The organism is Joostella atrarenae (genome assembly GCF_021764745.1).
Taxonomy (GTDB): domain Bacteria; phylum Bacteroidota; class Bacteroidia; order Flavobacteriales; family Flavobacteriaceae; genus Galbibacter; species Galbibacter atrarenae.
This window is the reverse complement of sequence record NZ_JAETXX010000009.1, coordinates 101,985-124,830: the sequence shown is the minus strand read 5'-3', so window position 1 is coordinate 124,830 and position 22,846 is coordinate 101,985. Positions and strand designations below refer to the sequence as shown.

The 22,846-nt window shown below is 33.7% G+C and carries 15 protein-coding genes; 5 read left to right on the top strand and 10 right to left on the bottom strand.

What is annotated here, in order from left to right:
• The first annotated feature begins 211 nt into the window (after window positions 1-211).
• Together JM658_RS13065 and hutH are read left to right on the top strand one after the other, a co-directional pair.
• Window positions 212-1,756 (top strand): NAD(P)H-hydrate dehydratase, encoded by a 1,545-nt coding sequence (locus JM658_RS13065; protein ID WP_236959719.1) that lies wholly within the window; start codon window positions 212-214, stop codon window positions 1,754-1,756.
• An 89-nt stretch (window positions 1,757-1,845) separates the two neighbouring features.
• Window positions 1,846-3,357 carry a histidine ammonia-lyase gene (gene hutH, locus JM658_RS13060; protein ID WP_236959718.1) on the top strand — a complete coding sequence of 504 codons (1,512 nt, stop codon included), beginning with the start codon at window positions 1,846-1,848 and terminating at the stop codon, window positions 3,355-3,357.
• 71 nt (window positions 3,358-3,428) lie between these two features.
• On the opposite strand, the gene JM658_RS13055 is transcribed toward hutH, so the two are convergent.
• The 3 genes from JM658_RS13055 to JM658_RS13045 form a co-directional block, all read right to left on the bottom strand.
• Window positions 3,429-3,821 carry an STAS/SEC14 domain-containing protein gene (locus JM658_RS13055; protein ID WP_236959717.1) on the bottom strand — a complete coding sequence of 131 codons (393 nt, stop codon included), beginning with the start codon at window positions 3,819-3,821 and terminating at the stop codon, window positions 3,429-3,431.
• A 232-nt stretch (window positions 3,822-4,053) separates the two neighbouring features.
• On the bottom strand, window positions 4,054-5,424 hold the full coding sequence (rimK, locus tag JM658_RS13050; RefSeq protein WP_236959716.1) for a 30S ribosomal protein S6--L-glutamate ligase: 1,371 nt from the start codon (window positions 5,422-5,424) through the stop codon (window positions 4,054-4,056).
• Window positions 5,425-5,709: 285 nt separating this feature from the next.
• On the bottom strand, window positions 5,710-8,262 hold the full coding sequence (locus tag JM658_RS13045; RefSeq protein ID WP_236959715.1) for an ATP-dependent Clp protease ATP-binding subunit: 2,553 nt from the start codon (window positions 8,260-8,262) through the stop codon (window positions 5,710-5,712).
• Between the two features lie 265 nt (window positions 8,263-8,527).
• On the opposite strand from JM658_RS13045, the gene gyrA reads away from it, so the two are divergent.
• The gene (gene gyrA, locus JM658_RS13040) at window positions 8,528-11,104 is read left to right on the top strand and encodes a DNA gyrase subunit A (RefSeq protein ID WP_236959714.1); all 2,577 of its coding nucleotides are present in this window, start codon (window positions 8,528-8,530) and stop codon (window positions 11,102-11,104) included.
• A 24-nt stretch (window positions 11,105-11,128) separates the two neighbouring features.
• A complete protein-coding gene (locus tag JM658_RS13035) occupies window positions 11,129-12,400 on the top strand; it encodes a tetratricopeptide repeat protein (RefSeq protein ID WP_236959713.1) in 1,272 nt (423 codons plus the stop codon).
• A gap of 491 nt (window positions 12,401-12,891) precedes the next feature.
• Here the strand turns inward: JM658_RS13035 and JM658_RS13030 are convergent, their stop codons facing one another.
• The 4 genes from JM658_RS13030 to panB all read right to left on the bottom strand — a co-directional run bounded on the left by JM658_RS13030 (window position 12,892) and on the right by panB (window position 16,410).
• Window positions 12,892-13,953, bottom strand: a complete 1,062-nt coding sequence (locus tag JM658_RS13030; protein WP_236959712.1) for a VWA domain-containing protein — start codon at window positions 13,951-13,953, stop codon at window positions 12,892-12,894.
• A 329-nt stretch (window positions 13,954-14,282) separates the two neighbouring features.
• On the bottom strand, window positions 14,283-14,774 hold the full coding sequence (locus JM658_RS13025) for a DUF4252 domain-containing protein (protein ID WP_236959711.1): 492 nt from the start codon (window positions 14,772-14,774) through the stop codon (window positions 14,283-14,285).
• Between the two features lie 33 nt (window positions 14,775-14,807).
• Window positions 14,808-15,500 carry an RluA family pseudouridine synthase gene (locus tag JM658_RS13020; RefSeq protein WP_236959710.1) on the bottom strand — a complete coding sequence of 231 codons (693 nt, stop codon included), beginning with the start codon at window positions 15,498-15,500 and terminating at the stop codon, window positions 14,808-14,810.
• Between the two features lie 91 nt (window positions 15,501-15,591).
• Window positions 15,592-16,410, bottom strand: coding sequence for a 3-methyl-2-oxobutanoate hydroxymethyltransferase (gene panB / locus JM658_RS13015; protein ID WP_236959709.1), 819 nt, complete (start codon window positions 16,408-16,410; stop codon window positions 15,592-15,594).
• Between the two features lie 206 nt (window positions 16,411-16,616).
• Between panB and JM658_RS13010 the strand changes: the two genes are divergently transcribed.
• Entirely contained in the window at window positions 16,617-18,770 is a 2,154-nt protein-coding gene (locus JM658_RS13010; protein ID WP_236959708.1) for an alpha-L-fucosidase, read from the top strand.
• Window positions 18,771-18,895: 125 nt separating this feature from the next.
• Here JM658_RS13010 and JM658_RS13005 read toward each other — a convergent pair whose 3' ends face one another.
• From JM658_RS13005 to JM658_RS12995, 3 genes are all read right to left on the bottom strand, one after another.
• Window positions 18,896-21,274, bottom strand: a complete 2,379-nt coding sequence (locus JM658_RS13005) for a S9 family peptidase (RefSeq protein ID WP_236959707.1) — start codon at window positions 21,272-21,274, stop codon at window positions 18,896-18,898.
• A gap of 113 nt (window positions 21,275-21,387) precedes the next feature.
• Window positions 21,388-21,927 (bottom strand): mechanosensitive ion channel domain-containing protein, encoded by a 540-nt coding sequence (locus JM658_RS13000; RefSeq protein ID WP_236959706.1) that lies wholly within the window; start codon window positions 21,925-21,927, stop codon window positions 21,388-21,390.
• Between the two features lie 4 nt (window positions 21,928-21,931).
• Window positions 21,932-22,837 (bottom strand): septum formation inhibitor Maf, encoded by a 906-nt coding sequence (locus JM658_RS12995; RefSeq protein ID WP_236959705.1) that lies wholly within the window; start codon window positions 22,835-22,837, stop codon window positions 21,932-21,934.
• Between the last annotated feature and the right edge of the window lie 9 nt (window positions 22,838-22,846).

The following is a 22,846-nucleotide window of genomic DNA, read 5'->3' as shown; positions in this document are numbered from 1 at the left end:
TATACCCCAAAAGGGGTAATAATAGTAGTGTTACGAATAATAGAAACAATACATGTATTCTCCGTGGAGAATATAGAAGTAGTATGTATGTTATTAAAACTTTGCATGTGTTTATTCGTAATAGTATTCAAATGTAGTACTTTTATAGTATTAAAAAAACATAAAAGTTATTATTAAGAATTTAATAATTTAACTAAAGAATTGTTGTAAAATGAAGATTTTTTCTACTAAACAAATACGCCTTGCTGATAAATTAACAATTGAGAGGCAAAATATTACCAGTGATGAATTGATGGAGAGGGCTGGTAAAACAGTTTTTAATTGGATAAATAGACAATTAGTAAATACAAAAGTTAAGATTCATATTTTCTGTGGAATAGGAAATAATGGAGGAGATGGTTTGGTTGTAGCTCGACTATTATTGAAACAAGGGTATGATATTTCTGCTTATGTTGTGAATTATAGTGATAAACGTTCTAAAGATTTTTTGCTGAATTTTGATAGGATTAAAAACCTAAAATATTGGCCGGAGTTACTTACAGAAGATAATGACCTTCCCAGAATTGGTGCTAATGATATAGTAATAGATGCTATTTTTGGAATCGGCTTGAATAGACCAGCTGCTAGTTGGGTAGCTGCTATTATAAATCATATAAATAAAAGTGGTGCTTTTGTTCTTTCTGTAGATATTCCTTCGGGCCTTTATATGGAGAAGGCTATTACAGAAAAAGATACAGTTATAAGAGCAAATTATACGCTAACATTTCAATTACCTAAATTAATTTTCTTATTACCGCAGTCTGGGATTTATACCGAATATTGGGAGGCTCTAGATATTGGTCAGGATGCAGAACACTTGTATAAAGAGCCTACAGATATGTTTTATGTAGAAAAGTATGATGTTCTTGGGGTTTATAAACCACGTGGAAGATTCTCTCATAAAGGCACATTTGGTCATGCTTTGATAATTGGAGGTAGCTATGGTAAAATTGGCGCTGCTCTTATGTGTAGCGAAGCTGCATTACATTCTGGAGCTGGATTGGTTACTTCTTACATTCCTAAATGTGGGTATCAAACAATACAAGCTTCTTTTCCTGAGGCGATGGTTTTAACAGATTCCGAGGAAACACATATTTCTGATATAAAATTTGATATCACGCCTACCGCTATTGCAATCGGACCAGGATTAGGGAAGCACGCAGCTACTGTAAAAGCTTTTTCCGATTTTATTATTCAGAATAAAAAACCTTTAGTGATAGATGCTGATGCTCTAAATATTATTTCTGAAAATAAACATCTTTTAAAGTCGATAAAAGGAAATGCTATTTTGACGCCACATCCAAAGGAATTGGAGCGGCTAATAGGAAGCTGGAAAGACGACTTTGATAAATTAGAAAAAGCGAAGCAGTTTTCAAAAGAAAATGAATTGGTACTTTTGATAAAGGGCGCATATACGGTTACTATAAATAAAGAAGAATTGTATTTTAATTCCACAGGAAATCCAGGAATGGCAACAGGGGGAAGCGGAGATGTGCTAACAGGGGTTATTTGTGGACTCTTAGCGCAGGGATATAGTTTGTTTGAAGCTGCGATAATGGGAGTGTACATCCATGGAAGAGCTGGAGATCTAGCTGTGTTGCGTTCTGGCGTAGAAGCGCTAACAGCAACAGATATTATTGATTTTACAGGAGATGCCTTTATTGATTTGCTGAAGAAAAACACGAAAGATTATCAAGAAAATCAAGATAATGCTTAATATAAAATAAGGATTAGGTTAATTGTTTGTATTTCCTTGTAAAATTAGTCGGTAATACAGATTTTTGGACTTTTAACTACATAAAGAGAATGAACGATTTTTACTATATAAGCTCAGAAGTATTAGATATTGAAACGATTTCTAATGTAATAGATAATAAGTTAAAGCTTAAACTATCTGATGAGGCTAAAGTTAATATAGATAATTGCAGAAAGTACTTAGATAAAAAGATAGCTGCGGATAAAAAACCAGTTTATGGAATTAATACTGGATTTGGATCTTTATGTAATGTAAAAATTGCTGACGATCATTTGAGTCAGCTTCAAGAAAACTTAGTGATGTCTCATGCCTGTGGTACGGGTGAAGCGGTGCCAAAGGAGATTGTAAAACTAATGTTGTTACTTAAAATACAATCTTTAAGTTACGGACATAGTGGGGCGCAACTCGCTACAGTTTGTAGATTGATAGACTTGTATAATGAAGATATAATCCCTGTTGTATATACCCAAGGTTCCTTAGGTGCATCAGGGGATTTAGCTCCGCTTGCACATCTTTCTCTTCCTTTATTAGGAATGGGAGAAGTTTATTATAATGGAGAAACAGTAAAAACGGCAACTGTATTAAAAGATAAAAATTGGGAGCCGATAGCTTTGCAGTCAAAAGAAGGACTAGCGCTTTTAAATGGAACTCAATTTATGAGTGCATATGGGGTGTGGTGTATTATAAATGGGTATAGACTTTCGTATTTAGCGGATTTAGTAGGAACGATGTCCTTAGATGCTTTTGGCGGACTTACAGAGCCATTTAATAAATTAATACACTTAGTGCGTCCGCATAGAGGACAAATAAAAACTGCTGCTAGAATTTTAAGTTTTATTGAAGGAAGTGAGATTTCTGAACTTCCTAAAACGCAGGTTCAAGATCCGTATTCTTTTAGATGTATGCCGCAAGTTCATGGTGCTTCAAAGGATGTTTTGGCACATGTAAGAAAAGTTTTTAAGACTGAAATTAATTCGGTTACCGATAATCCAAATATATTTATTGATCAAGATGAGATTTTATCGGGAGGTAATTTTCATGGTCAGCCGCTAGCGATGGCTTTAGATTATTTAGGAATCGCATTGGCAGAGTGGGGAAGTATTTCTGAAAGAAGAACCTATCAGTTAATTTCTGGACAACGAGGATTGCCATCATTTTTGGTGAATGATCCTGGATTGAATTCTGGATTGATGATTCCGCAGTATACCGCCGCTAGTATTGTGAGTCAGAATAAGCAATTAGCAACTCCTGCAAGTGTAGATACTATTGTTTCTTCTAACGGTCAAGAAGATCATGTAAGTATGGGAGCAAATGCAGCAACGAAGTGTTTTAGAATCTTAGAAAATCTGAAATCAATTCTGGCAATCGAACTTTTAAATGCTTCTCAAGCATTGGCCTTTAGACATCCAGCAAAATCGTCGGAAATAATAGAAGACTATTTTGAGGCTTATACTAAAGTAGTTCCTTTTGTTGATAAGGATAGAGTTTTCCATGACGATATTAAGAAAACTATTGAATTTATGGGAACGACAAAAGTATCTCCTGAAATGTTTAAAGATTAAAAGGAGCTGATATAGGTTTGATAAGAACCTAAGTATTTAAAAAGTTTTAAAATTAAGGTGGAGAAAGTGATTTAATCCATTTTCTTTAGCACCCACTTTACGGAGTCTTCTAAATTTTTGAAGAGTTTCATTTCTTTACCATAAAAATACTTCTCAATCTTAAAATTATGCCTATAAAGTTCTTTACTAGATACAATAGCTAATAATTTTAAATTATCAATATCTTTTATGTATTCGTAGAGTGTAGGGTTAATGGCGTATGCATTTTTCCTGTAAGAAATATAGCTATAGTTTTTGTTGCGATAATGAATGTCTGCAATAGCTATTAAGTCGGATAAATTCTCTAATGACAAATCGATTCCATCATTAATTATACCTATGACAAACTTTGGGTATATTTCTATATATCCAAAATCTAATTTATAAGATTTAATTAGTTTATGTTTACTAACGAGCGTTGTCATGCAGCAAAAATAAATCTAATCACATTCTTAATTTATTTTATGAAAGAATATTAGATTAAGTACATTAATTGTTAGCCGAATTGAATATTTATTGAAGGATAGAAATGAAAAATATTCAAAAAGAGACTGTAATATTGAAGAATTAGGAAAATATAAGATTAAAAAAGAACCCGAAATACCTTTAGTTTAACGTAAGGTATTTCGGGTTTAATAATTTTATAAAATAGATTCCTTATGGTTTCCAGTTTAGTTTCTTTTCGATGGATTTTATCATGAGTCCTGCAATATCAATATTTGTAGCAGTTTCAATACCTTCTAATCCAGGAGAAGAGTTTACTTCAAGTAATAAAGGACCTTTTGCGGATCTTATTATATCTACTCCAGCTACATCGAGCCCCATTGCTTTTGTAGCTTTAATAGCTATCTTCTTTTCTGCTGCCGTAAGTTTTACCAATGATGCCGTTCCTCCTAAGTGCATATTTGCTCTAAATTCTCCTGGAGGAGCTTCTCTTTGCATAGCTGCAACAACTTTTCCGTCAATTACAAAAATACGAAGGTCTTTTCCGTCAGCTTCTTTAATGAATTCTTGTACTAATATATATGCATTTAGGCTTTTAAATGCATTAATAACACTCTCTGCTGCCTTTTTTGTTTCAGCTAAAACAACACCTTTTCCTTGAGTTCCTTCAAGAAGTTTTATGATAAGAGGAGAGCCTCCAACCATTTTTATAAGGTCGTTAGTATCTAAAGGAGAGTTCGCAAAACCAGTTGTAGGAATACTCACTCCATTTTTCAGTAATAATTGTAATGAAAATAGTTTGTCTCTAGACTGACGAATTGATTCCGCTTTATTTAAACAGGCAATATTTATAGATTCAAAATGTCTTGCTAGAGAACATCCGTAATAAGTCATACTCGGACGAATTCTAGGAATTATAGCATCTAAGTCGTTTAGAATTCTACCTCCACGATAATGTATCTCAGGAGTTTCGGCATCTAATTTCATGTAGCATTGGCGGATGTTGAAAAATTCAACTTCGTGTCCCATGCGTTCTCCTGCTTCTATAATTCTTCGGTTACTGTATAAATTTGGATTGCTAGCAAGAAGTCCAATCTTTAAGCCACCTTGAATTTGAACGTTAGCTTTATATCTTTTATTAACATCTTCATCGCTGAGGTCGCCAAGCATAAAGCTACTTTCTGGATCAACAATAAGTCTTCCCATCATAGCTTCTCTTCCTAAAAGCATACGGTATCCCATGCTATCTCTATTGGTAAGAGAAACTTCTATATCCCAAGAAGTATCGTTGAGATTAAGCGTAGTTTTTATGATATATCTATTTTCACGGTTACCTGTAGAGCTTTTAATAACTCTTTTATCAACAACAACAGCTTCGCAATGAATTACTTTTTTGCCGTTATGTTGAATAGGGTACACATCAAAAGTTACCCATGTATCGTTATTTCGCTGAAATGGCTGAATATTTACAGCATGTAACGCAGACGTTTTAGCACCGCTATCTACACGTACTTTGATGGTTGATATATCTAAATCTGGTAATGATACCCATTCTTGGCTACCAATAATCGTTTTGTTACTCATTTAAATGTTTTTAGGTTCTAATCCTAGGGTTTATTTGTTCGACTTCCTATGTGTTTTAAAAGAAAGTGTCGAATAGAGTTATTTTTAAGCTTAGAGTTTCCTCTAAGTGATCTTCCGAAGCTATAAGGCTAAGGATAGGTTATTTACAGAACAAACTTAAGCAAAAGCAAAAAGAGAGTTCCCAATTCTTCTAAGTTAAGAAGAATTTTAGAGCCAGTAAAATTAAATAAAAAAACGTGCGATAGTTATACCGCACGTTTTAATTATTGTAAAATTAATATAAACTTATGATTCAGTTGACTTTTCAGCTTTACTGATAGTTATAGTAAGTTCATCTTTTTCTTTGTCTAGATCCATAAAAATACTATCCCCTTCAGATAGTTTTGAAGTGATAATCTCTTCAGCTAAAGCGTCTTCAATATATTTCTGAATAGCTCTTTTTAGAGGTCTAGCTCCGTATTGTTTATCAAAACCTTTATCAGCAATATAATCTTTTGCTTTTTCGGCTAATTTTAAATTGAAGCCTAGGCTTTCAATACGTTTATATAACTTCTCTAATTCGATATCGATAATTTTGTGAATGTCTTCTCTCTCTAAAGAGTTGAACACAACAACATCATCAATTCTGTTTAAGAACTCTGGAGCAAATGCTTTCTTCAACGCATTTTCGATTACACTTTTTGAGTGTTCATCTGCTTGCGCTTTTTTGGCCGATGTTCCAAAACCAACTCCTTGACCGAAGTCTTTTAATTGGCGAGCTCCAATATTGGAAGTCATGATGATGATAGTATTTCTAAAATCAATTTTTCTTCCTAAGCTATCGGTAATATATCCATCATCTAATACCTGTAAAAGCATATTAAATACATCTGGATGTGCTTTTTCTACCTCATCTAAAAGAATTACAGAATATGGTTTTCTTCTTACTTTTTCGGTAAGTTGACCACCTTCTTCGTATCCTACATATCCTGGAGGTGCTCCAATCAATCTAGAGATAGCAAATTTCTCCATGTATTCACTCATGTCGATACGAATAAGCGCATCTTCAGAGTCGAACATCATGTTAGCAAGAACTTTTGCTAATTGCGTTTTACCAACACCAGTTTGCCCTAAGAATATAAAAGAACCAATTGGTTTATCTGGATCTTTCAATCCGGCTCTATTTCTTTGGATTGCTTTTACCACTTTGGCAACAGCGTTATCTTGTCCAATTACCTTCCCTTTAATAAGTTCAGGGAGTTTTGCTAATTTAGAGCTTTCTGCTTGTGCAATTCTTGTTACAGGAACGCCACTCATCATGGAAACTACATCTGCAACACTTTCATCTGTAACAATCTCACGATGTAATTTACTTTCCTCTTCCCAGTTTTCTTGAGCGATAGCTAAATCTTTTTCGATACGTTTTTCATCGTCTCTAAGTTTAGCAGCCTCTTCGTATTTTTGCTTTTTAACAACAGAATTCTTCAGTTCTTTAACTTCTTCTAATTGCTTTTCTAGCGTTAGAATTTGCTTAGGAACCTCCATATTTGTGATATGAACTCTCGATCCAGCTTCATCCAAGGCATCAATAGCTTTGTCTGGAAGGAAACGATCTGTTAAATATCTGTTGGTAAGCTTAACACAAGCTTTAATTGCTTCATCAGTATAAGTTACATTATGGTGCTCCTCATACTTATCTTTAATGTTGTTAAGAATCTCAATAGTTTCTTCAACACTTGTAGGCTCAACAATTACTTTTTGAAATCTTCTTTCTAGGGCGCCATCTTTTTCGATATACTGTCTGTATTCATCTAAAGTAGTGGCTCCTATACATTGAATCTCTCCACGTGCTAATGCAGGTTTGAACATATTAGAAGCATCTAAACTTCCAGTAGCTCCACCAGCGCCAACAATAGTGTGAATTTCATCAATGAAAAGAATAATATCATCATTCTTTTCAAGTTCGTTCATTACAGCTTTCATACGCTCTTCAAACTGTCCTCGGTATTTTGTACCGGCAACAAGAGAGGCAAGGTCTAGTGTAACGACTCTTTTATTATAAAGAATTCTTGAAACTTTCTTTTTAACAATACGCAATGCAAGTCCTTCTGCGATGGCACTTTTACCAACTCCAGGCTCTCCAATTAATAGCGGATTGTTTTTCTTTCTACGACTTAGGATTTGAGAAACTCTTTCAATTTCTTTCTCTCTTCCTACTACAGGATCCAATTTATCTTCTTCAGCCATCTGTGTAAGATCACGTCCGAAGTTATCTAAAACAGGAGTTTTAGATTTTTTATTAGACTTAGGAGCGCCTCCTGTAGTTCCAAAAGGATTGTCTCGAGGCTCTTCTCCAGCGCCAGTTTCATCTGAAAAAGATTCAGCTGAAGGTGCGTCTATATAATCGTCATCGCTAGTTATCATAAGCTTAAATTGTTCTTTAACATTATCGTAATCAATCTTAAGCTTGTTAAGAAGTTTTGTTGTTGGGTCGTTCTCATTCCTTAATATACAAAGCAACAAATGAGCTGTGTTTATAGAAGAACTTTGAAACAACTTAGCTTCTAAAAAAGTAGTTTTTAAAGCGCGTTCGGCTTGTCTGGTAAGGTGTAAATTGCGTTTATCGTTTGCATTTATACCACTAGCAGGGTTCGACGGACTTAATATCTCTACTTTTCTTCTTAAATGTTCAAGGTCTATACTTAATGCTGTTAATATGTCTATAGCTTTTCCGTTTCCATCACGCAAAAGTCCGAGCATAAGATGTTCCGTTCCAATAAAATCGTGCCCTAATCTTAAGGCTTCTTCTTTACTGTAAGCAATTACATCTTTTACTCTTGGTGAAAAATTATCATCCATACTTTTTTCCTTTCTTCAGTTAAAAATAGTAAAACAACTATAAGTAGACAAAAACTGTACCTTAATTCTTCTTCTTTGAGGCTACTTTCAGCTAATAGACAAAAAAAAGTATCAAAAACAAAAAAATTAACATTGATTTTATTAACCTTTCAAGGGGCTTTTTTTGTTGATAAAAACATTAAAAAACCTTTTAGAGTAAGGTGAAATCGTCTTTAAAATGTGTATATTGGCTCGATTTATAATTAAAACATAATTTATATTTAATATGGCAGAAGGAGAAAAGCTGATCCCTATTAATATTGAGGACGAGATGAAATCGGCTTACATTGATTATTCAATGTCGGTCATTGTGTCACGTGCTCTTCCAGATGTTAGGGACGGATTAAAACCAGTTCACCGCCGCGTTTTATTCGGAATGCATGAATTGGGAGTTAGATCTAACAGTTCTTATAAGAAGTCTGCAAGAATTGTAGGAGAGGTATTAGGTAAGTATCACCCACATGGAGATACTTCTGTTTATGACGCAATGGTGCGTATGGCTCAGCATTGGAGTCTGCGATATATGATGGTAGATGGGCAAGGTAACTTTGGTTCTGTGGATGGCGATAGCCCTGCAGCGATGCGTTATACCGAGGCACGTATGCGTAAGATATCTGAAGACATGCTTGCTGATATTGATAAGGATACTGTAGACCATCAGTTAAACTTTGACGATACATTAAAAGAGCCGAAAGTACTTCCTACAAGAGTTCCTAATTTATTGATTAATGGAGCTTCAGGAATTGCAGTAGGTATGGCTACAAATATGCCTCCTCATAACCTTTCTGAGGTTGTAGATGGTACTGTAGCTTATATTGAGAATAACGATATTGAGGTAGATGAATTAATTGAACATATAAAAGCTCCAGATTTTCCAACAGGAGGTACTATATATGGTTATGATGGTGTTCGTGAGGCTTTTAAAACTGGTAGAGGGCGTGTTGTTATTCGTGCAAAAGCTACTACAGAAGAGGTTAACGGACGTGAATCTATCGTAGTTACAGAAATTCCATATCAAGTTAACAAGGCAGACATGATTAAAAAGACTGCCGATCTTGTTAATGATAAGAAAATTGAAGGGATTTCTAATATTCGTGATGAGTCGGATAGAAATGGAATGAGAATCGTTTATATTCTTAAACGTGACGCTATTCCTAACATTGTTCTTAATACATTATATAAGTATACAGCGCTACAATCTTCTTTCAGTGTTAATAACATTGCATTGGTTAACGGAAGACCAAAATTACTTAACTTAAAGGAAATGATCCATTATTTTGTGGAGCATCGCCATGAGGTAGTAGTTAGAAGAACAGAATATGAACTGCGTAAAGCAGAAGAGCGTGCTCATATATTAGAAGGATTAATTATTGCTTCTGATAATATTGATGAGGTTATTGCAATTATCCGTGGTTCTGGTAATGCAGATGAAGCGCGTACGCGTTTGATTGAGCGTTTTGAACTTAGTGAAATCCAAGCGAAAGCAATCGTAGAAATGCGATTAAGACAACTTACAGGTCTTGAGCAGGATAAGCTACGTACAGAGTACGATGAAATCATGAAGTTTATTCAAGAATGTAAAGATATTCTTGCTAATAAAGAGCGTAGAATGGAAATCATTAAAACAGAACTTCTCGAGGTTAAAGAAAAGTATGGAGATGATAGACGTTCTGTAATTGAATATGCTGGGGGAGACCTTAGTATGGAAGATATGATTCCAGATGAGCAAGTGGTAATTACTATTTCTCATGCGGGTTATATTAAAAGAACGCCTTTAACAGAATATAAAACTCAGAATAGAGGTGGAGTAGGACAAAAAGGAAGCTCTACACGAAACGAAGACTTCTTAGAGCATTTATTTGTTGGTACAAACCACCAGTATATGTTATTCTTTACGCAAAAAGGAAAATGTTTCTGGATGCGTGTTTTCGAAATTCCTGAAGGAAGTAAAACTTCTAAAGGGCGTGCTATTCAGAATTTAATAAATATTGAGCAAGATGATAAGGTGAAAGCCTTTATTTGTACTCAAGACTTAAAAGATGAAGAGTATATAAACAGCCATTTTGTCATTATGGCAACTAAAAAAGGTGTTGTTAAGAAAACTTCTTTAGAACAGTATTCTCGTCCAAGACAAAACGGAATTAATGCAATTACAGTTCGTGAAGGCGATGAATTGCTTGAAGCTAAACTAACAACAGGTAACAGTCAGATATTATTAGCTGTTAGATCTGGTAAAGCGATTCGTTTTGAAGAAGGTAAAACACGTCCGATGGGTAGAAATGCCTCTGGAGTTCGTGGTATTACTCTTGCAGATGATAATGATGAGGTTGTAGGAATGGTATCTGTACATAACCTAGAAGAAAACATACTTGTTGTTTCTGAAAATGGTTATGGAAAACGTACTTATTTAGACGATCCTGAAGATGGAGAACCAGTTTACCGAATTACAAATAGAGGAGGTAAAGGGGTTAAAACAATGTCTATTACAGAAAAAACTGGAGCTATTGTAGCTATTAAAAACGTATCCGACGAGGATGATCTTATGATTATCACAAAATCTGGAGTTGCTATTCGTATGGCAATTGAAGATTTAAGAGTTATGGGGCGTGCTACGCAAGGGGTAAAACTAATCAATCTGAAGAACGATTCTATTGCCGCTGTAGCTAAAGTTATGAAAGAAGAGGATGATATAGAAGACATAGATGACATCGAAGTTGTAGAGGATGGCACAGATGTTGATTCTAACAAAAGCGATATCGATACCCCTAATGTCGATACCGAATCTGATAATGAGAAAGAATAATATTTAACACAAATTTTTTAAACAATGAAAAAACAAGTTCTATTAGCATCTGCAATATTAGCATCATCTTTTGCTGTTGCGCAGAAAAGCGAACTTAGAGATGCTGAAAAAGCCTTAGATAATGGAAGTGCTGCTGAAGCAAAAACTACGTTACAAAGTTTATCATCTACAATTGAATCTGCAGATGATAAATATAAAGCGGAGTATTACTTTTTAACTGGTAAAACCTATGCAGATCTTGCAAAGAAAGGTGGAGCTGATGCAGATTATGAGAAAGCAGTTGCTTCTTTAAACGAATTGATAGCGTTTGAAAAAGAATACAAAACTAAATATACTGATGATGCTAAAGAGATTCTTAATAATCTTTCTGGTGACATTGTAAATGCTGCTGTTGAAGATAATAAGAATGAAAATTTTGCTGGTGCTGCAAATAAGCTTCATATGGCTTATGAGATGACAGATAATGAAGATTATTTATACTTCGCTGCATCTAGTGCTGTAAATGGTGGTGAGTATGACACTGCTTTAAGTTATTACGAGAAACTTAAAGAGCTTGGTTATACAGGAGAAAGTACAGCTTACATGGCGGTTAACAAAGAAACTGGAGAAGTTGAAAATCTAGGTTCTGAGCAAAATCGTGATTTAATGGTTAAAACTGGAGAGTATTCTGATCCTACTGAGGAGAAAACAGAATCTAGAATGCCAGAGATCGTTAAAAACATCGCTTTAATTTATAATGAAAAGGGTGAGACTGAAAAAGCTGCTGCAGCTATTAAAGATGCACGTGCTGCTAATCCTGATGATATAAACTTATTGCTTACGGAAGCTAATATGTATATCAAAATGGGAGATAAGGCTAAATTCCAATCTTTAATGGAAGAGGCTATTCAGAAAGATCCAAAAAATCCTACACTTTATTACAACTTAGGAGTTATTCTTGCGGAGCAAGGTAATAAAGAAAAGGCTAAAGAATACTATGAGAAAGCTTTAGAATTAGATCCAGAAAATGAAAATGTATATTTAAATATGTCTTCATTAATTCTTTCTGGAGAGAGAGAAATGGTAGAAGAAATGAATGGTTTAGGTAACAGTGCCGCTGATAACAAACGTTATGATGAGTTAAAAGCTGAGCGTGAAGCTATTTACAAATCTGCTGTTCCTTATTTAGAGAAGCTATTAACTGTTAATCCTAATAACGTAGATGCAATAAGAACACTTATGAATATCTATGGTACAATTGGTGAGCAGGCAAAATTTACTGAAATGAAAGAAAAACTTGCAGCTTTAGAGCAGTAAAATTTTTCAAGAAATAATAAGAGAATCGTCTAAAATTAATTTTTTAGGCGATTTTTTTTTGAATAGACTTTATAGCTAGTAATTCTTATTTATTGGTGGCGTATAATTTTCTGTGACGTTTGAACGAAAACAGCTACTTGGTCTGTTCTATATTTCTATGTTGCATAAGAATGTTCTTGGTGTTGATTTGAGCTAATTAGGACAGCTTTTAATGCATTTTTTGCTTTTAGTTGTATGAGTTATTAGGATAAATTTTATAATTAAATACGGAGCTTTCTGTAATGAGAAATATGTAATCACTTTAAGTATTATTATTAAAACTATTAGTGAGTTGTATGGGTAAGATGCTATAGGTAATTACTAATTACATGGTTTTAGAGTTATCAGTGAAAGTTTATGTATGAGTTCTTACTTATAAGTGTGTAGGACTCAAAAAAAAAATAGGCTGCCTTTTTGGGCAGCCTATTTTTTTAATATTGATTAAGGAATGTTTATTCACAACCTCCAGTAAATCCTTCAGCGTTAAACTCTGTTTGTACAGCTCCTTGGTTTTCTCCTTGTACTGCTTGGATAACCAATAGATTAACCCCACTTCCATCTCTTTTAGGACTACAGTATTCAAATAAGTAATAACTACTTGCTTGTCCAGCTACATTATCTGAAATTTCTTCAAAGGTATCTTCTAGATCATCTTTGTCATTAGCAAAAGCATATCCTGTTTTTCCTATTTCCTCTAAAACATTTTTGTCTATTTCATCACCTAAACCGATGGTAAAGAAAGATATATTTTCGTTTGCGTTTTTAACTGCATTAGTAGCATCACTTTCTTTGTAACGTGCAGCTTGATCGGTTCCATCAGTAAATATAACTACTGAAGAAGCAGCAAGAATGTCGTTCTCTTGATTCTCATTTAGAATTCCTGTTGCAATTTCTGTAGACTTAATTACAGCACCATATAAATCTGTAGAAGGGTCGTTGCTAATATCATCAGTAATTCCTTCAATAGCTGCTGTAAGTTCTGCTCTGCTAGAAGTAAGAGGATTTAACTCGTGTAAAACATCTTCTCCGTCAAACCAGTAAATTGCCATTTTGTATTGCTCGTCTGCATCTGCAGGCATTACTTCATCTATAAAACTAACAGAAGCTGCTTTTAATTCTTCTAAACTTGAACTTAATACACTATTACTTAAGTCTAAAACAAGTAATGTATTTGTATTGAATATCTGAGTATCGGGAGAAATTCTTCCATTAGACTCAGATGGTGAAATTGGTTTGTAGCAATTGTCATTTCTTCCTTTTTCAAAAATATTAAAATTGCTAGATTCTAAATTAGAAACAGGCTCTCCATCTTTAGTATTCACCTTAAAGAAAACAGAAACTTTTCCTGGTAATGTGGTAAATGTTTCTTGTATGGTTAGAGATAATTGCTCTTCTCCCAAACCGAGGCAGTCATCTACACCAGATCCTGATGAGAAATCGTCATCAGAAGATCCGCAAGCATAAAATAGACTTACAAGACATAATACACTAAATATTGTTTTAATTAATTTCATGTGCTTCATTTTTATTTTAAATAAGTTCAAGCAAATACTATTTTGTTTATAGCATTGCGTTTTTATATTGTTATACCCGATATGGATAAAACGTATCAAAAAGATTAAAATTATATTACAATACCAAATGTTTAACTTTTTATAAAGAAAGATAAATTGATATAAAGTGTTGTTCTAAAATTAGAAGGGATAGCTGTTTTATTTATAGTAGTTTAGCTAGTTTGTATAGGGAGCAAAAAAAGTTAAAGCTAAAATTTCTTTAACTCTCTAGTTATATTGAGTTTAGCTTATTTTCTCAGCTTTTTTACGCTGAGTAATAGTTGAATAATTTAATATTTTTGATCGAGGAGGTTATTGAAATTTGAAAAGTCATCATTTTCTGCCATTTTTTTAATTTTATCGGCATCAAAGTTTCCTTTCAGATAAAGTAAAGAATTATTAGCACCTTTATTGTTGTGGAGAATAATTTCTTTAATGGTATTTCCTTTTTCTTTTACGGTTAAAAGGCTTTGAGTGTCGCTAGTATTTTTTCTAAAAATATCAGAATAACCACTCTTAGTAATTTTGTCAATTTCTGAGTTTATCTGCTGATTTCTTAGTGCAGTATTTCCAGGGATATTCATATATCTAATATCAGATACATTATTTATAAGAGCATCTACTTCAGGAGAAAGATTCCCAATTAGAGAATACATAAATTTAGGCACTTGTACCGCAGTTACGTTCGTGTCATTTTTATGAGCATCATAAAAACTTTCTACAGAACTTCCGCAAGAAGTTAATAAAAAAACGAGTCCAGCAAATAGAATTTTTCTAATCATGATAAGATATTTTCTTAAAGATAGTAAAAAAATCTATGTGCATGCATCCCATAATGGATCTTTGGGTAGGGGAGCGGTAACACTTATAAGTTCTTTTTTAACAGGGTGTTCAAACTCTAATTTACTAGCGTGTAAACTTATACTCCCATCTTTATTACTTCGGTCGAAATTGTATTTTAAATCGCCTTTTATAGGGCAGCCAATAGAAGAAAGTTGAGATCTTATCTGATGATGACGTCCCGTTTCTAGGTTAATTTCCAATAAATAATAATTGTTAAGGCTTTTTATGATGGTATAATCTAAAATTGCTTTCTTGCTGTCGGGAACCTCATTTTTATGAGCGTAAGACTTATTCTGCTTTGGATTTCGTTTCATCCAATGTATCAGCTTATCAGATTCTTTTTCAGGTTTATTTTTTACAATCGCCCAATATGTTTTTTTAGCATCTTTCTCCTTAAAAAGCTTATTTAGTCTTGGTAATGCCTTGGACGTTTTTGAAAATAAAACAATACCACTGGTCGGTCTATCCAAGCGGTGTACCACACCTAAATACACGTTTCCAGGTTTATTGTATTTATCTTTTATATATTCTTTTACAACTTCAGAAAGTGGTTTGTCGCCAGTTTTATCACCTTGAACAATGTCTCCTGCACGCTTATTAATAATAATAACATGGTTGTCTTCGTAAAGAACTTGGAGATTTTCTTTGGTTGAATGCTTACTCATTCGCTTCGTATTAGCTTTTAAATGATGAAGATTAGGTTTGTTGAGATGATTGTGAAGTTATTTTTAAATATAACGGCCTATCACTTCAAGTTTAATATTGTTCTTCGTCGTTAGGGAAATCCTTACTTTTCACGTCGTCAACATATTGAGATATAGCATTTGTCATATCATCATATAGATTTAAATAACGTCTTAAAAAACGTGGATGGAATTCGTGTGTCATCCCTAAAAGATCATGCAATACTAATACTTGTCCATCAACACCATTACCAGCTCCAATTCCAATAATAGGAATAGAAACAGATGCTGCCACTTCTTTTGCAAGCTTTGCTGGGATTTTCTCTAAAACAATAGCGAAGCAACCAGCTTTCTCAAGCATTTTAGCATCTTCTTTTAGTTTTTTGGCTTCTTCTTCCTCTTTTGCTCGAACGGTATATGTTCCAAATTTATATATTGATTGTGGAGTGAGTCCTAAATGGCCCATGATAGGGATTCCAGCATTTAAAATTCGCTTTGTAGATTCTTTAATTTCTTTACCACCTTCTAGCTTTACAGCATGAGCACCACTTTCTTTCATTATTCTAATAGCAGAACGTAATGCTTCTTTAGGATCCGATTGGTAACTTCCAAAAGGGAGATCTACAACAACCAAAGCTCTATTTACAGCTCTAATAACAGAAGATGCATGATATATCATTTGATCCAATGTGATAGGAAGTGTAGTTTCGTGGCCAGCCATAACATTACTAGCAGAATCTCCAACTAAAATCACATCGATACCAGCGCCGTCTACAATTTTTGCCATCGAATAATCGTAGGCCGTTAGCATAGAAATTTTCTCGCCGTTTTGCTTCATTTCAACTAACGACTTTACTGTAATTCTTTTGTATTCTTTTTTTGCTACTGACATCTGTTCAGGTTTAGGGTATAAAATTACTGTTTTCGTTAGAGAATAACCATTTATTACGGTAGGAAATTACTATTTTAAGATTTATAGTTTTTAGCATCGTCGTTAAATAGTTTATATAAATGAGTTTAGTATTACAGACTTTATAAAAGTGATTGTCACTTTAATTTTATAAATTGCTCCAAATATAAATCAACCAATTACTATACATGTTTAAATCTATTTCTACATTATTAATCTTCCTGTCTTTTTTTGGAGGATTATCACAATCTACAGTTGAAAATGAGACTATAAACCTAATAAAGAATTCATATTACGATGGAGTCTCTGTTGCTGTTCCAAAGAATGTATCGGAAGCAGAAGCATCTAAATTGTCTTCTATGGTGAGACCTTCTGCTCGTCAATTGAGATGGCAAAATTATGAAATGTTAGGTTTTGTACATTTCAACTTAAATACGTTTACAGGAATGCAATGGGGTTCAGGAAAAGAGGATTTAAATATATTTAATCCTAAAGAACTCGATACAGACCAATGGGTAAGTACTTTTAAAAGTGCTGGAATCACCTCTGTTATTTTGGTTTGTAAACACCATGATGGTTTTACTTTATGGCCAAGTAAATTTAGAGAACGTACCATAGCGAAAACTCCATGGAAAGACGGAAAAGGAGATGTAGTAAAAGAATTTATGGACGCTTGTAGAAAACAGGGAATTAAAACAAGTATTTATTATTCACCTTGGGATAAGCAAGCACCTTATGGTGAAGACTCTTATAATGATCTTATGGTTAATGAATTAACAGAATTATTAACCAATTATGGAAATATAGACTTGGTATGGTTTGATGGTGCTGGACTCGATGAAAAGACAAGTGGAGTAAAAATGAAAATTGATTGGCCTAGAGTTTATAAGCTTATTCGAGATATACAACCGCAAGCATTAATATCTGGTGCTGCCCCAGATATTAGATGGGTTGGTAATGAGGCAGGAAAAGGACGCTTTACCGAATGGAGCGTTCAAGGAATAGAGAGTATGGAAGCCGATTTTTCGGGATACGACAGTGGCGTACCATTAACAAAACCAACTTTAGGAAGTGTAGAAGAAATTAAAAATTATGAGCAATTGGCATGGTATCCTGCAAGGGGAGGGTTGCCTGTTAGGGTACAGTGGTTTTGGAAACCAGGCCAACACAATAGAGGGTTGGATTATATGATTAATTCCTATTTTGAAACTGTTGGTCAGAATAGTAATCTTTTAGTTAATTTATCTCCAGATAATAGAGGTCTGATTCCAGATGAAGATGCTCTTTTGCTTAAGAAGTTTGGAGAATATATTAAAGAGATGAAAAAGCATAACTATGCTAATGGAGCAGTGGCGTCTGCAACAGAAACTAGAGAAGGAGGATATGCTGGAAATTATCTTTTTGATGATGATATAAGAACATCCTGGGTTGCACCAGAAGGTAAAAATACAGGAACAATTATATTAAAACTTTATGGTAGTCAAAATTTTAATGTTGTAGAACTACAGGAGAATATTGTAGATTTTGGACAACGTGTAGAAAAATTTGAGATTGACGCTTATATAAATGATAAATGGGAGACTATTGGTAATGGAACTACTATTGGGATTCGTCGTTTCTTAAAAGTTCCAAATACCCAAACAGATAGCTTACGAATTAGAATAACAGATAGCAGAAATAGTCCTAGTTTATCAACTGTACGATTATACGTAGCTCCACCATTGTCTCCGTTGGTTTCTGTGGATAGAGATAAAAAAGGGAGAGTTTCAATAGATGGAGCTTCAACGAAAGTACTTTACACCGTAGATGGAAGTAGTCCCCAAGAGAGTGGAGTACTTTATGAGTCGCCGTTCGAATTCCGAAATGGCGGAGTAGTAAGAGCAATAGCTGTAAATTCTGAAAAAGATAACTTTATTCAAGAGACGAGAAAGGCCTTTAGTATTTTACCTGATGAATGGGATATTTCTAAAGGGAAAAATATGGATTATTGTTTAGATGATAACCCTGATACTGTTGCGGAACTACCTGAAAGTAAAAAAGAGAATACCTTTTTTGTTATTAATTTTCCTCAAAGCACAACGGTTAGTGGTTTTGGATACGTCCCTCCTTCTAAAGATCCATCAGTTGGAGGTAGAATAGAGGAGTATGTAATTTATGGTCTCGATGAAAGTGGAGAGTGGAAGGCTCTTGCAAATGGTTCGTTTGGGAATATAGATAACAATCCGATAGAAAGAAAGGTGACTTTTAAAAACGCAGTAGAAACAAAAGCTATTAAAGTTGAAATTAATAAAGTATCAAAACAACGTAATACAGTGCGTATTGCAGATTTTAAAATCTATTAGTAAAGAAGCTTTCTGATTTTTTCAAATCAAGATTCAGCTAAGTAATTTTAGTATCAATAAAAAAGGATCCGATCTCTCTAATAGCTGAGAAATCGAATCCTTTTTTTATTCAGGACAGAAATAATTTAGTTTTTCTTTCCTAAAAGACTTTCATTAAACAGGTTGAAAATTCTAGTATATTCATCTGTCCAACTACTAGGCTCTACAAAACCATGCCTTTCTACTGGATAAACAGCCATTTCCCAATTGGTTTTTCCTAGCTCGATAAGTTTTTGAGAAAGGCGTACCATATCTTGGAAATGCACATTATCATCTACCATTCCGTGTAAAATAAGTAAATCTCCTTCCAAACCATCAGCAAAATATATAGGAGAGCTTTTTCTGTATGCAAGGCTATCTGTTGTTGGAGTATTTAAAATACGAGCTGTATAGCCATGATTGTAAGCTGCCCAATCTCCTACAGATCTTATTGCAGCACCAGCCGTAAAAGTATCTGCTTCATTAAACATTCCCATTAGTGTAATAAATCCACCATAAGAACCTCCATAAATTCCAATTTTATCTTTATCAATTCCATGTTCATTTACCAAATAAGCCGCACCGTCTACCTGATCGCTTAAATCTTTTCCTCCCATATGTCTGTAGATGCCTGTACGCCAATCTCTACCATATCCTGCGCTTCCACGGTAATCAATATCCAAAACAGTGTATCCGTTATCAACTAAAATATTATGAAACATATATTCACGAAAGTAAGAACTCCACCATTTATGTGCATTCTGTAAATACCCAGCACCGTGAACAAAGATTATTGCACCTTTATTTTTTACTTCTGTAGCTGGTTTGTAGATTCTTGCGTGTACGTTAGCACCATCATTTGCTTTAAAAGTTATGAATTCTGGAGATCTCCAGTCGTACGCTTCAAAATCTTTGGTTGTAGAATGTGTTACTTGTTTTGCAACGGCATTTTTATTATAAATTGGATTTTCTTTTATATATAATTCCCTAGGTTGATTGGCGTAAGAGTAGAGGATAGCCATTTGCTTTTCATCAGAAGAAAGCGTGACATCATTTCTTCCTGTCTTGAAAGTTAATTGCTCCATTTTTCCGCCATTTAAAGACATTCTATAAAATTGACGATCTCCAGGATGCGTTTTGTTTGCTGTAAAATACCAATGCTTCTTATCGTTAGCAATTTTAGGGTTATAAATTTCAAAATCCCCAGAAGTTACTGCTTTTGATTTTTTATTAGTTGTATTTAAAGTGTAAAGATGTGAATATCCAGTTTTTTCCGATTGAAACCATATACTTTTATCATCTGGCATCCATCCTAATTCACCACCTCGATAACCGCCAATTCCAGGTCCTGCAATCCAAGCGATATCATGCTGATGATCCAAATTAGTTACGGTACCATCTTCCGTGTTTAATAAAACAATCCATCGGTCTTTATAGTCGTTCGTATTGATATCTAAAACAGCTTTACTCCCGTCTTTATTCCAAATAGGGCCACTTATATATCCTATTCTATTATCATTTTTATATGTTTTATCAGGATAATCTTTAGTGTATTCAGGAATATAATCCAATCCTTCAAGATTGTCTAATGCAACAGGATATGTTTTTCTGTTTTCAATATCATATATAAAAAGCTCATATGTATCGGGCTCATTTCCTACTTTAGATCGTGTGTGTTGATCTTCAGTATAGCCAGATTCTGTAACGTAATGTGGGGTAATAGTCCCTTTATTGTCTTCCCTTTCTACCAATAAATAGCTTACATACTTCCCATCTGGACTTATATGTTGGTTTTGAATAGATTTACCTTCAGAGTAAATTGGAAGAGGAGCTTTTAGAGCTTCCTTTTTATCAAAATAATCCTGTCTATCTTTTTTAGCTTTGCGTTCACTTAAAACATCGAAAAGAGCTAATTGGTCTTGGTATAGCCATTCATCTTTTTCATCTCTTTTATTCCCGTCTTTCTCTTTTCCGTTATTGAAATCGGTAATTTGTTTTGTCACTCCAGTTTTTATATCCCAAGTATAAATATTTTTATTACTGACATATGCTATTTGCTGTTCATTGTTAGTAAAATGAACATTCCCTTCGTAATCTTGAGTATTGGTAATTTGAATGATTTCTCCAGAGGCGATTGTCATCATATAAACATCACCATTCTTACTGTATATTTTTTTTGATTTATCGTTGCTATAAATCCCGTATGGAGAAGGAAGATTATAAGAAGCCTCAAAACCTACTTTTTTTGTTGTTTCTGAAGCTGTATTATATGTATATAGCGAATCGCTGAATGCATTTTCTGGATTCCAATTAAAGAGAATGTTTTTTCCGTCAGCAGACCAATGGGCATTTGAAGGTAAATGACCAACAAAATTGTCCCCTTGCATAATCTGCTTGATAGATAATTTGGAATTGTTATTTTTTTGTGCTTGCGTGAAGCAAAAACTTGTTAATAGAAATAAGCTTAGAAGTGTAGTTCTTTTCATTATAAATGTTATGATTATTGAAAAAACCAAATATAATCATTTGTTATAATAGGAAGAACAGAACTAGCAGTTATAAATTTTTAAACTGTTGTTGAAAGTTAATAAGCAAATTATTATAGCGTACTGGCACCATCATCTTCACGATCTGGTTTGTTAATTACAACAATTCCCTTTTGTAGCATTAAACTATTGGGGTAGGTAATAAGTTCTCCGTCATCTGTGCGTAAATGTAAATGGAATGCTTTTATATCCTCAATAATAGCTTCTGAAGGGAAGTCTTTATCTTGAATTCTAATACGATCTCCAATTTTAAAAGGGAATGAGAAGAATAAAATAATTCCGGCTGTAACATTACTTAATATAGACCATGAAGCAAAAAAAGCAACACCAATTACCGCAAAAGCAGAAGAGAAAAATAGACCCAAATCTTTAAAGTCTAAGCCCCAAATAAAACTAATTACAATGGCACCAACAATGAATATAAATGTATTAAAATACTTTAAGATAAGTAAGGTTCTATTTCTGTCTATATCACCAATTTTTCCTACTTTTTTTATGGCTTTAAAAAGTAAGAATCGAACTAAAAATAGAATAAGAATAACGACAAGTGTTCTTATTATTTCGTCTTTGTATATTACTAAGTATTCTGTCATAAAATTATAAACCTAATGAGTCCCGCAAAGATACATCAGTTATAGATTTTTTTGACCAATAAGCAGATTTAATTGTTCTGATTTTTTTAGCTGTGGATGTCAGTTTTTTAGCATCTTTTCCAAAGCCACTTTTGTAAGTTTCTTGCCAATTATCAATAGTGTGTGGGAATTTTGTTTTGAAGTTGATAACAAGTGTTCTCTCTAAATTAGGATAATGGATTTTATAAGAAGATAAAGCGCCCTTTTTGTCGAGAGAAGCTTCTGCTTTGAACTTCTTAACAGGAATATGTTTTAGTCGGGTGTATTCTAATGAAGGGATAAGATCTATATTTCCTATTGGTAAATCTTGAGGATTGATCCTTATTTGTGTCCAAATTTCATCTTCCAAAAGACCTTCTTCTATTTTATAGTTTTGGTCAGCTTCATTTTCAAAATAAGAATGAGAAGTAACTTCAAATCTATCTCTACTGTTAATTTGTGTATAGGCTTGTCCGCACCATTCTGTAACGGTATTGGTTACTTTAATGGCATGATCTTGATAGCTAATAGGAAAAAAAGTACTCGTCATTATTGAGTACGGATAAATGCCTGTTATATAATTTTTAGTACTGTTAAGCTTTAAAACGGTAACATCATCGTCAGAGGGATTATCAGCTTTTACTTGCTTATTTTTTAAAAAGGGCTCCGACACAAAAATAAGCACAGATTTTCCGTCTCTAACTTCTCCGTAGCGTGCTTGAGATAATTCGTAAGAGGTGATTTCTGCCTCTCCAGAAAACCAATATTTTCGAAAATCGTCAGTTAATTCTCGAGAAACTTTTTTAGTATCTGTACTTGTAAATCCCCAATAAATGGCAGAGATAGCAAGAATTATAATTAAAAATAAAGATAAGTACTTTGTTGTTTTCATCTGAACCTA

Coding starts and splice junctions, on each gene's coding strand:
- panB (WP_236959709.1), bottom strand. CDS start 16,410: ATGTCAGTAGCAAAAAAAGAATACAAAAGAATTACAGTAAAGTCGTTA.
- JM658_RS13020 (WP_236959710.1), bottom strand. CDS start 15,500: ATGAGTAAGCATTCAACCAAAGAAAATCTCCAAGTTCTTTACGAAGAC.
- JM658_RS13065 (WP_236959719.1), top strand. CDS start 212: ATGAAGATTTTTTCTACTAAACAAATACGCCTTGCTGATAAATTAACA.
- rimK (WP_236959716.1), bottom strand. CDS start 5,424: ATGAGTAACAAAACGATTATTGGTAGCCAAGAATGGGTATCATTACCA.
- hutH (WP_236959718.1), top strand. CDS start 1,846: ATGAACGATTTTTACTATATAAGCTCAGAAGTATTAGATATTGAAACG.
- JM658_RS13010 (WP_236959708.1), top strand. CDS start 16,617: ATGTTTAAATCTATTTCTACATTATTAATCTTCCTGTCTTTTTTTGGA.
- JM658_RS13035 (WP_236959713.1), top strand. CDS start 11,129: ATGAAAAAACAAGTTCTATTAGCATCTGCAATATTAGCATCATCTTTT.
- JM658_RS13055 (WP_236959717.1), bottom strand. CDS start 3,821: ATGACAACGCTCGTTAGTAAACATAAACTAATTAAATCTTATAAATTA.
- JM658_RS13025 (WP_236959711.1), bottom strand. CDS start 14,774: ATGATTAGAAAAATTCTATTTGCTGGACTCGTTTTTTTATTAACTTCT.
- gyrA (WP_236959714.1), top strand. CDS start 8,528: ATGGCAGAAGGAGAAAAGCTGATCCCTATTAATATTGAGGACGAGATG.
- JM658_RS13030 (WP_236959712.1), bottom strand. CDS start 13,953: ATGAAATTAATTAAAACAATATTTAGTGTATTATGTCTTGTAAGTCTA.
- JM658_RS12995 (WP_236959705.1), bottom strand. CDS start 22,837: ATGAAAACAACAAAGTACTTATCTTTATTTTTAATTATAATTCTTGCT.
- JM658_RS13005 (WP_236959707.1), bottom strand. CDS start 21,274: ATGAAAAGAACTACACTTCTAAGCTTATTTCTATTAACAAGTTTTTGC.
- JM658_RS13045 (WP_236959715.1), bottom strand. CDS start 8,262: ATGGATGATAATTTTTCACCAAGAGTAAAAGATGTAATTGCTTACAGT.
- JM658_RS13000 (WP_236959706.1), bottom strand. CDS start 21,927: ATGACAGAATACTTAGTAATATACAAAGACGAAATAATAAGAACACTT.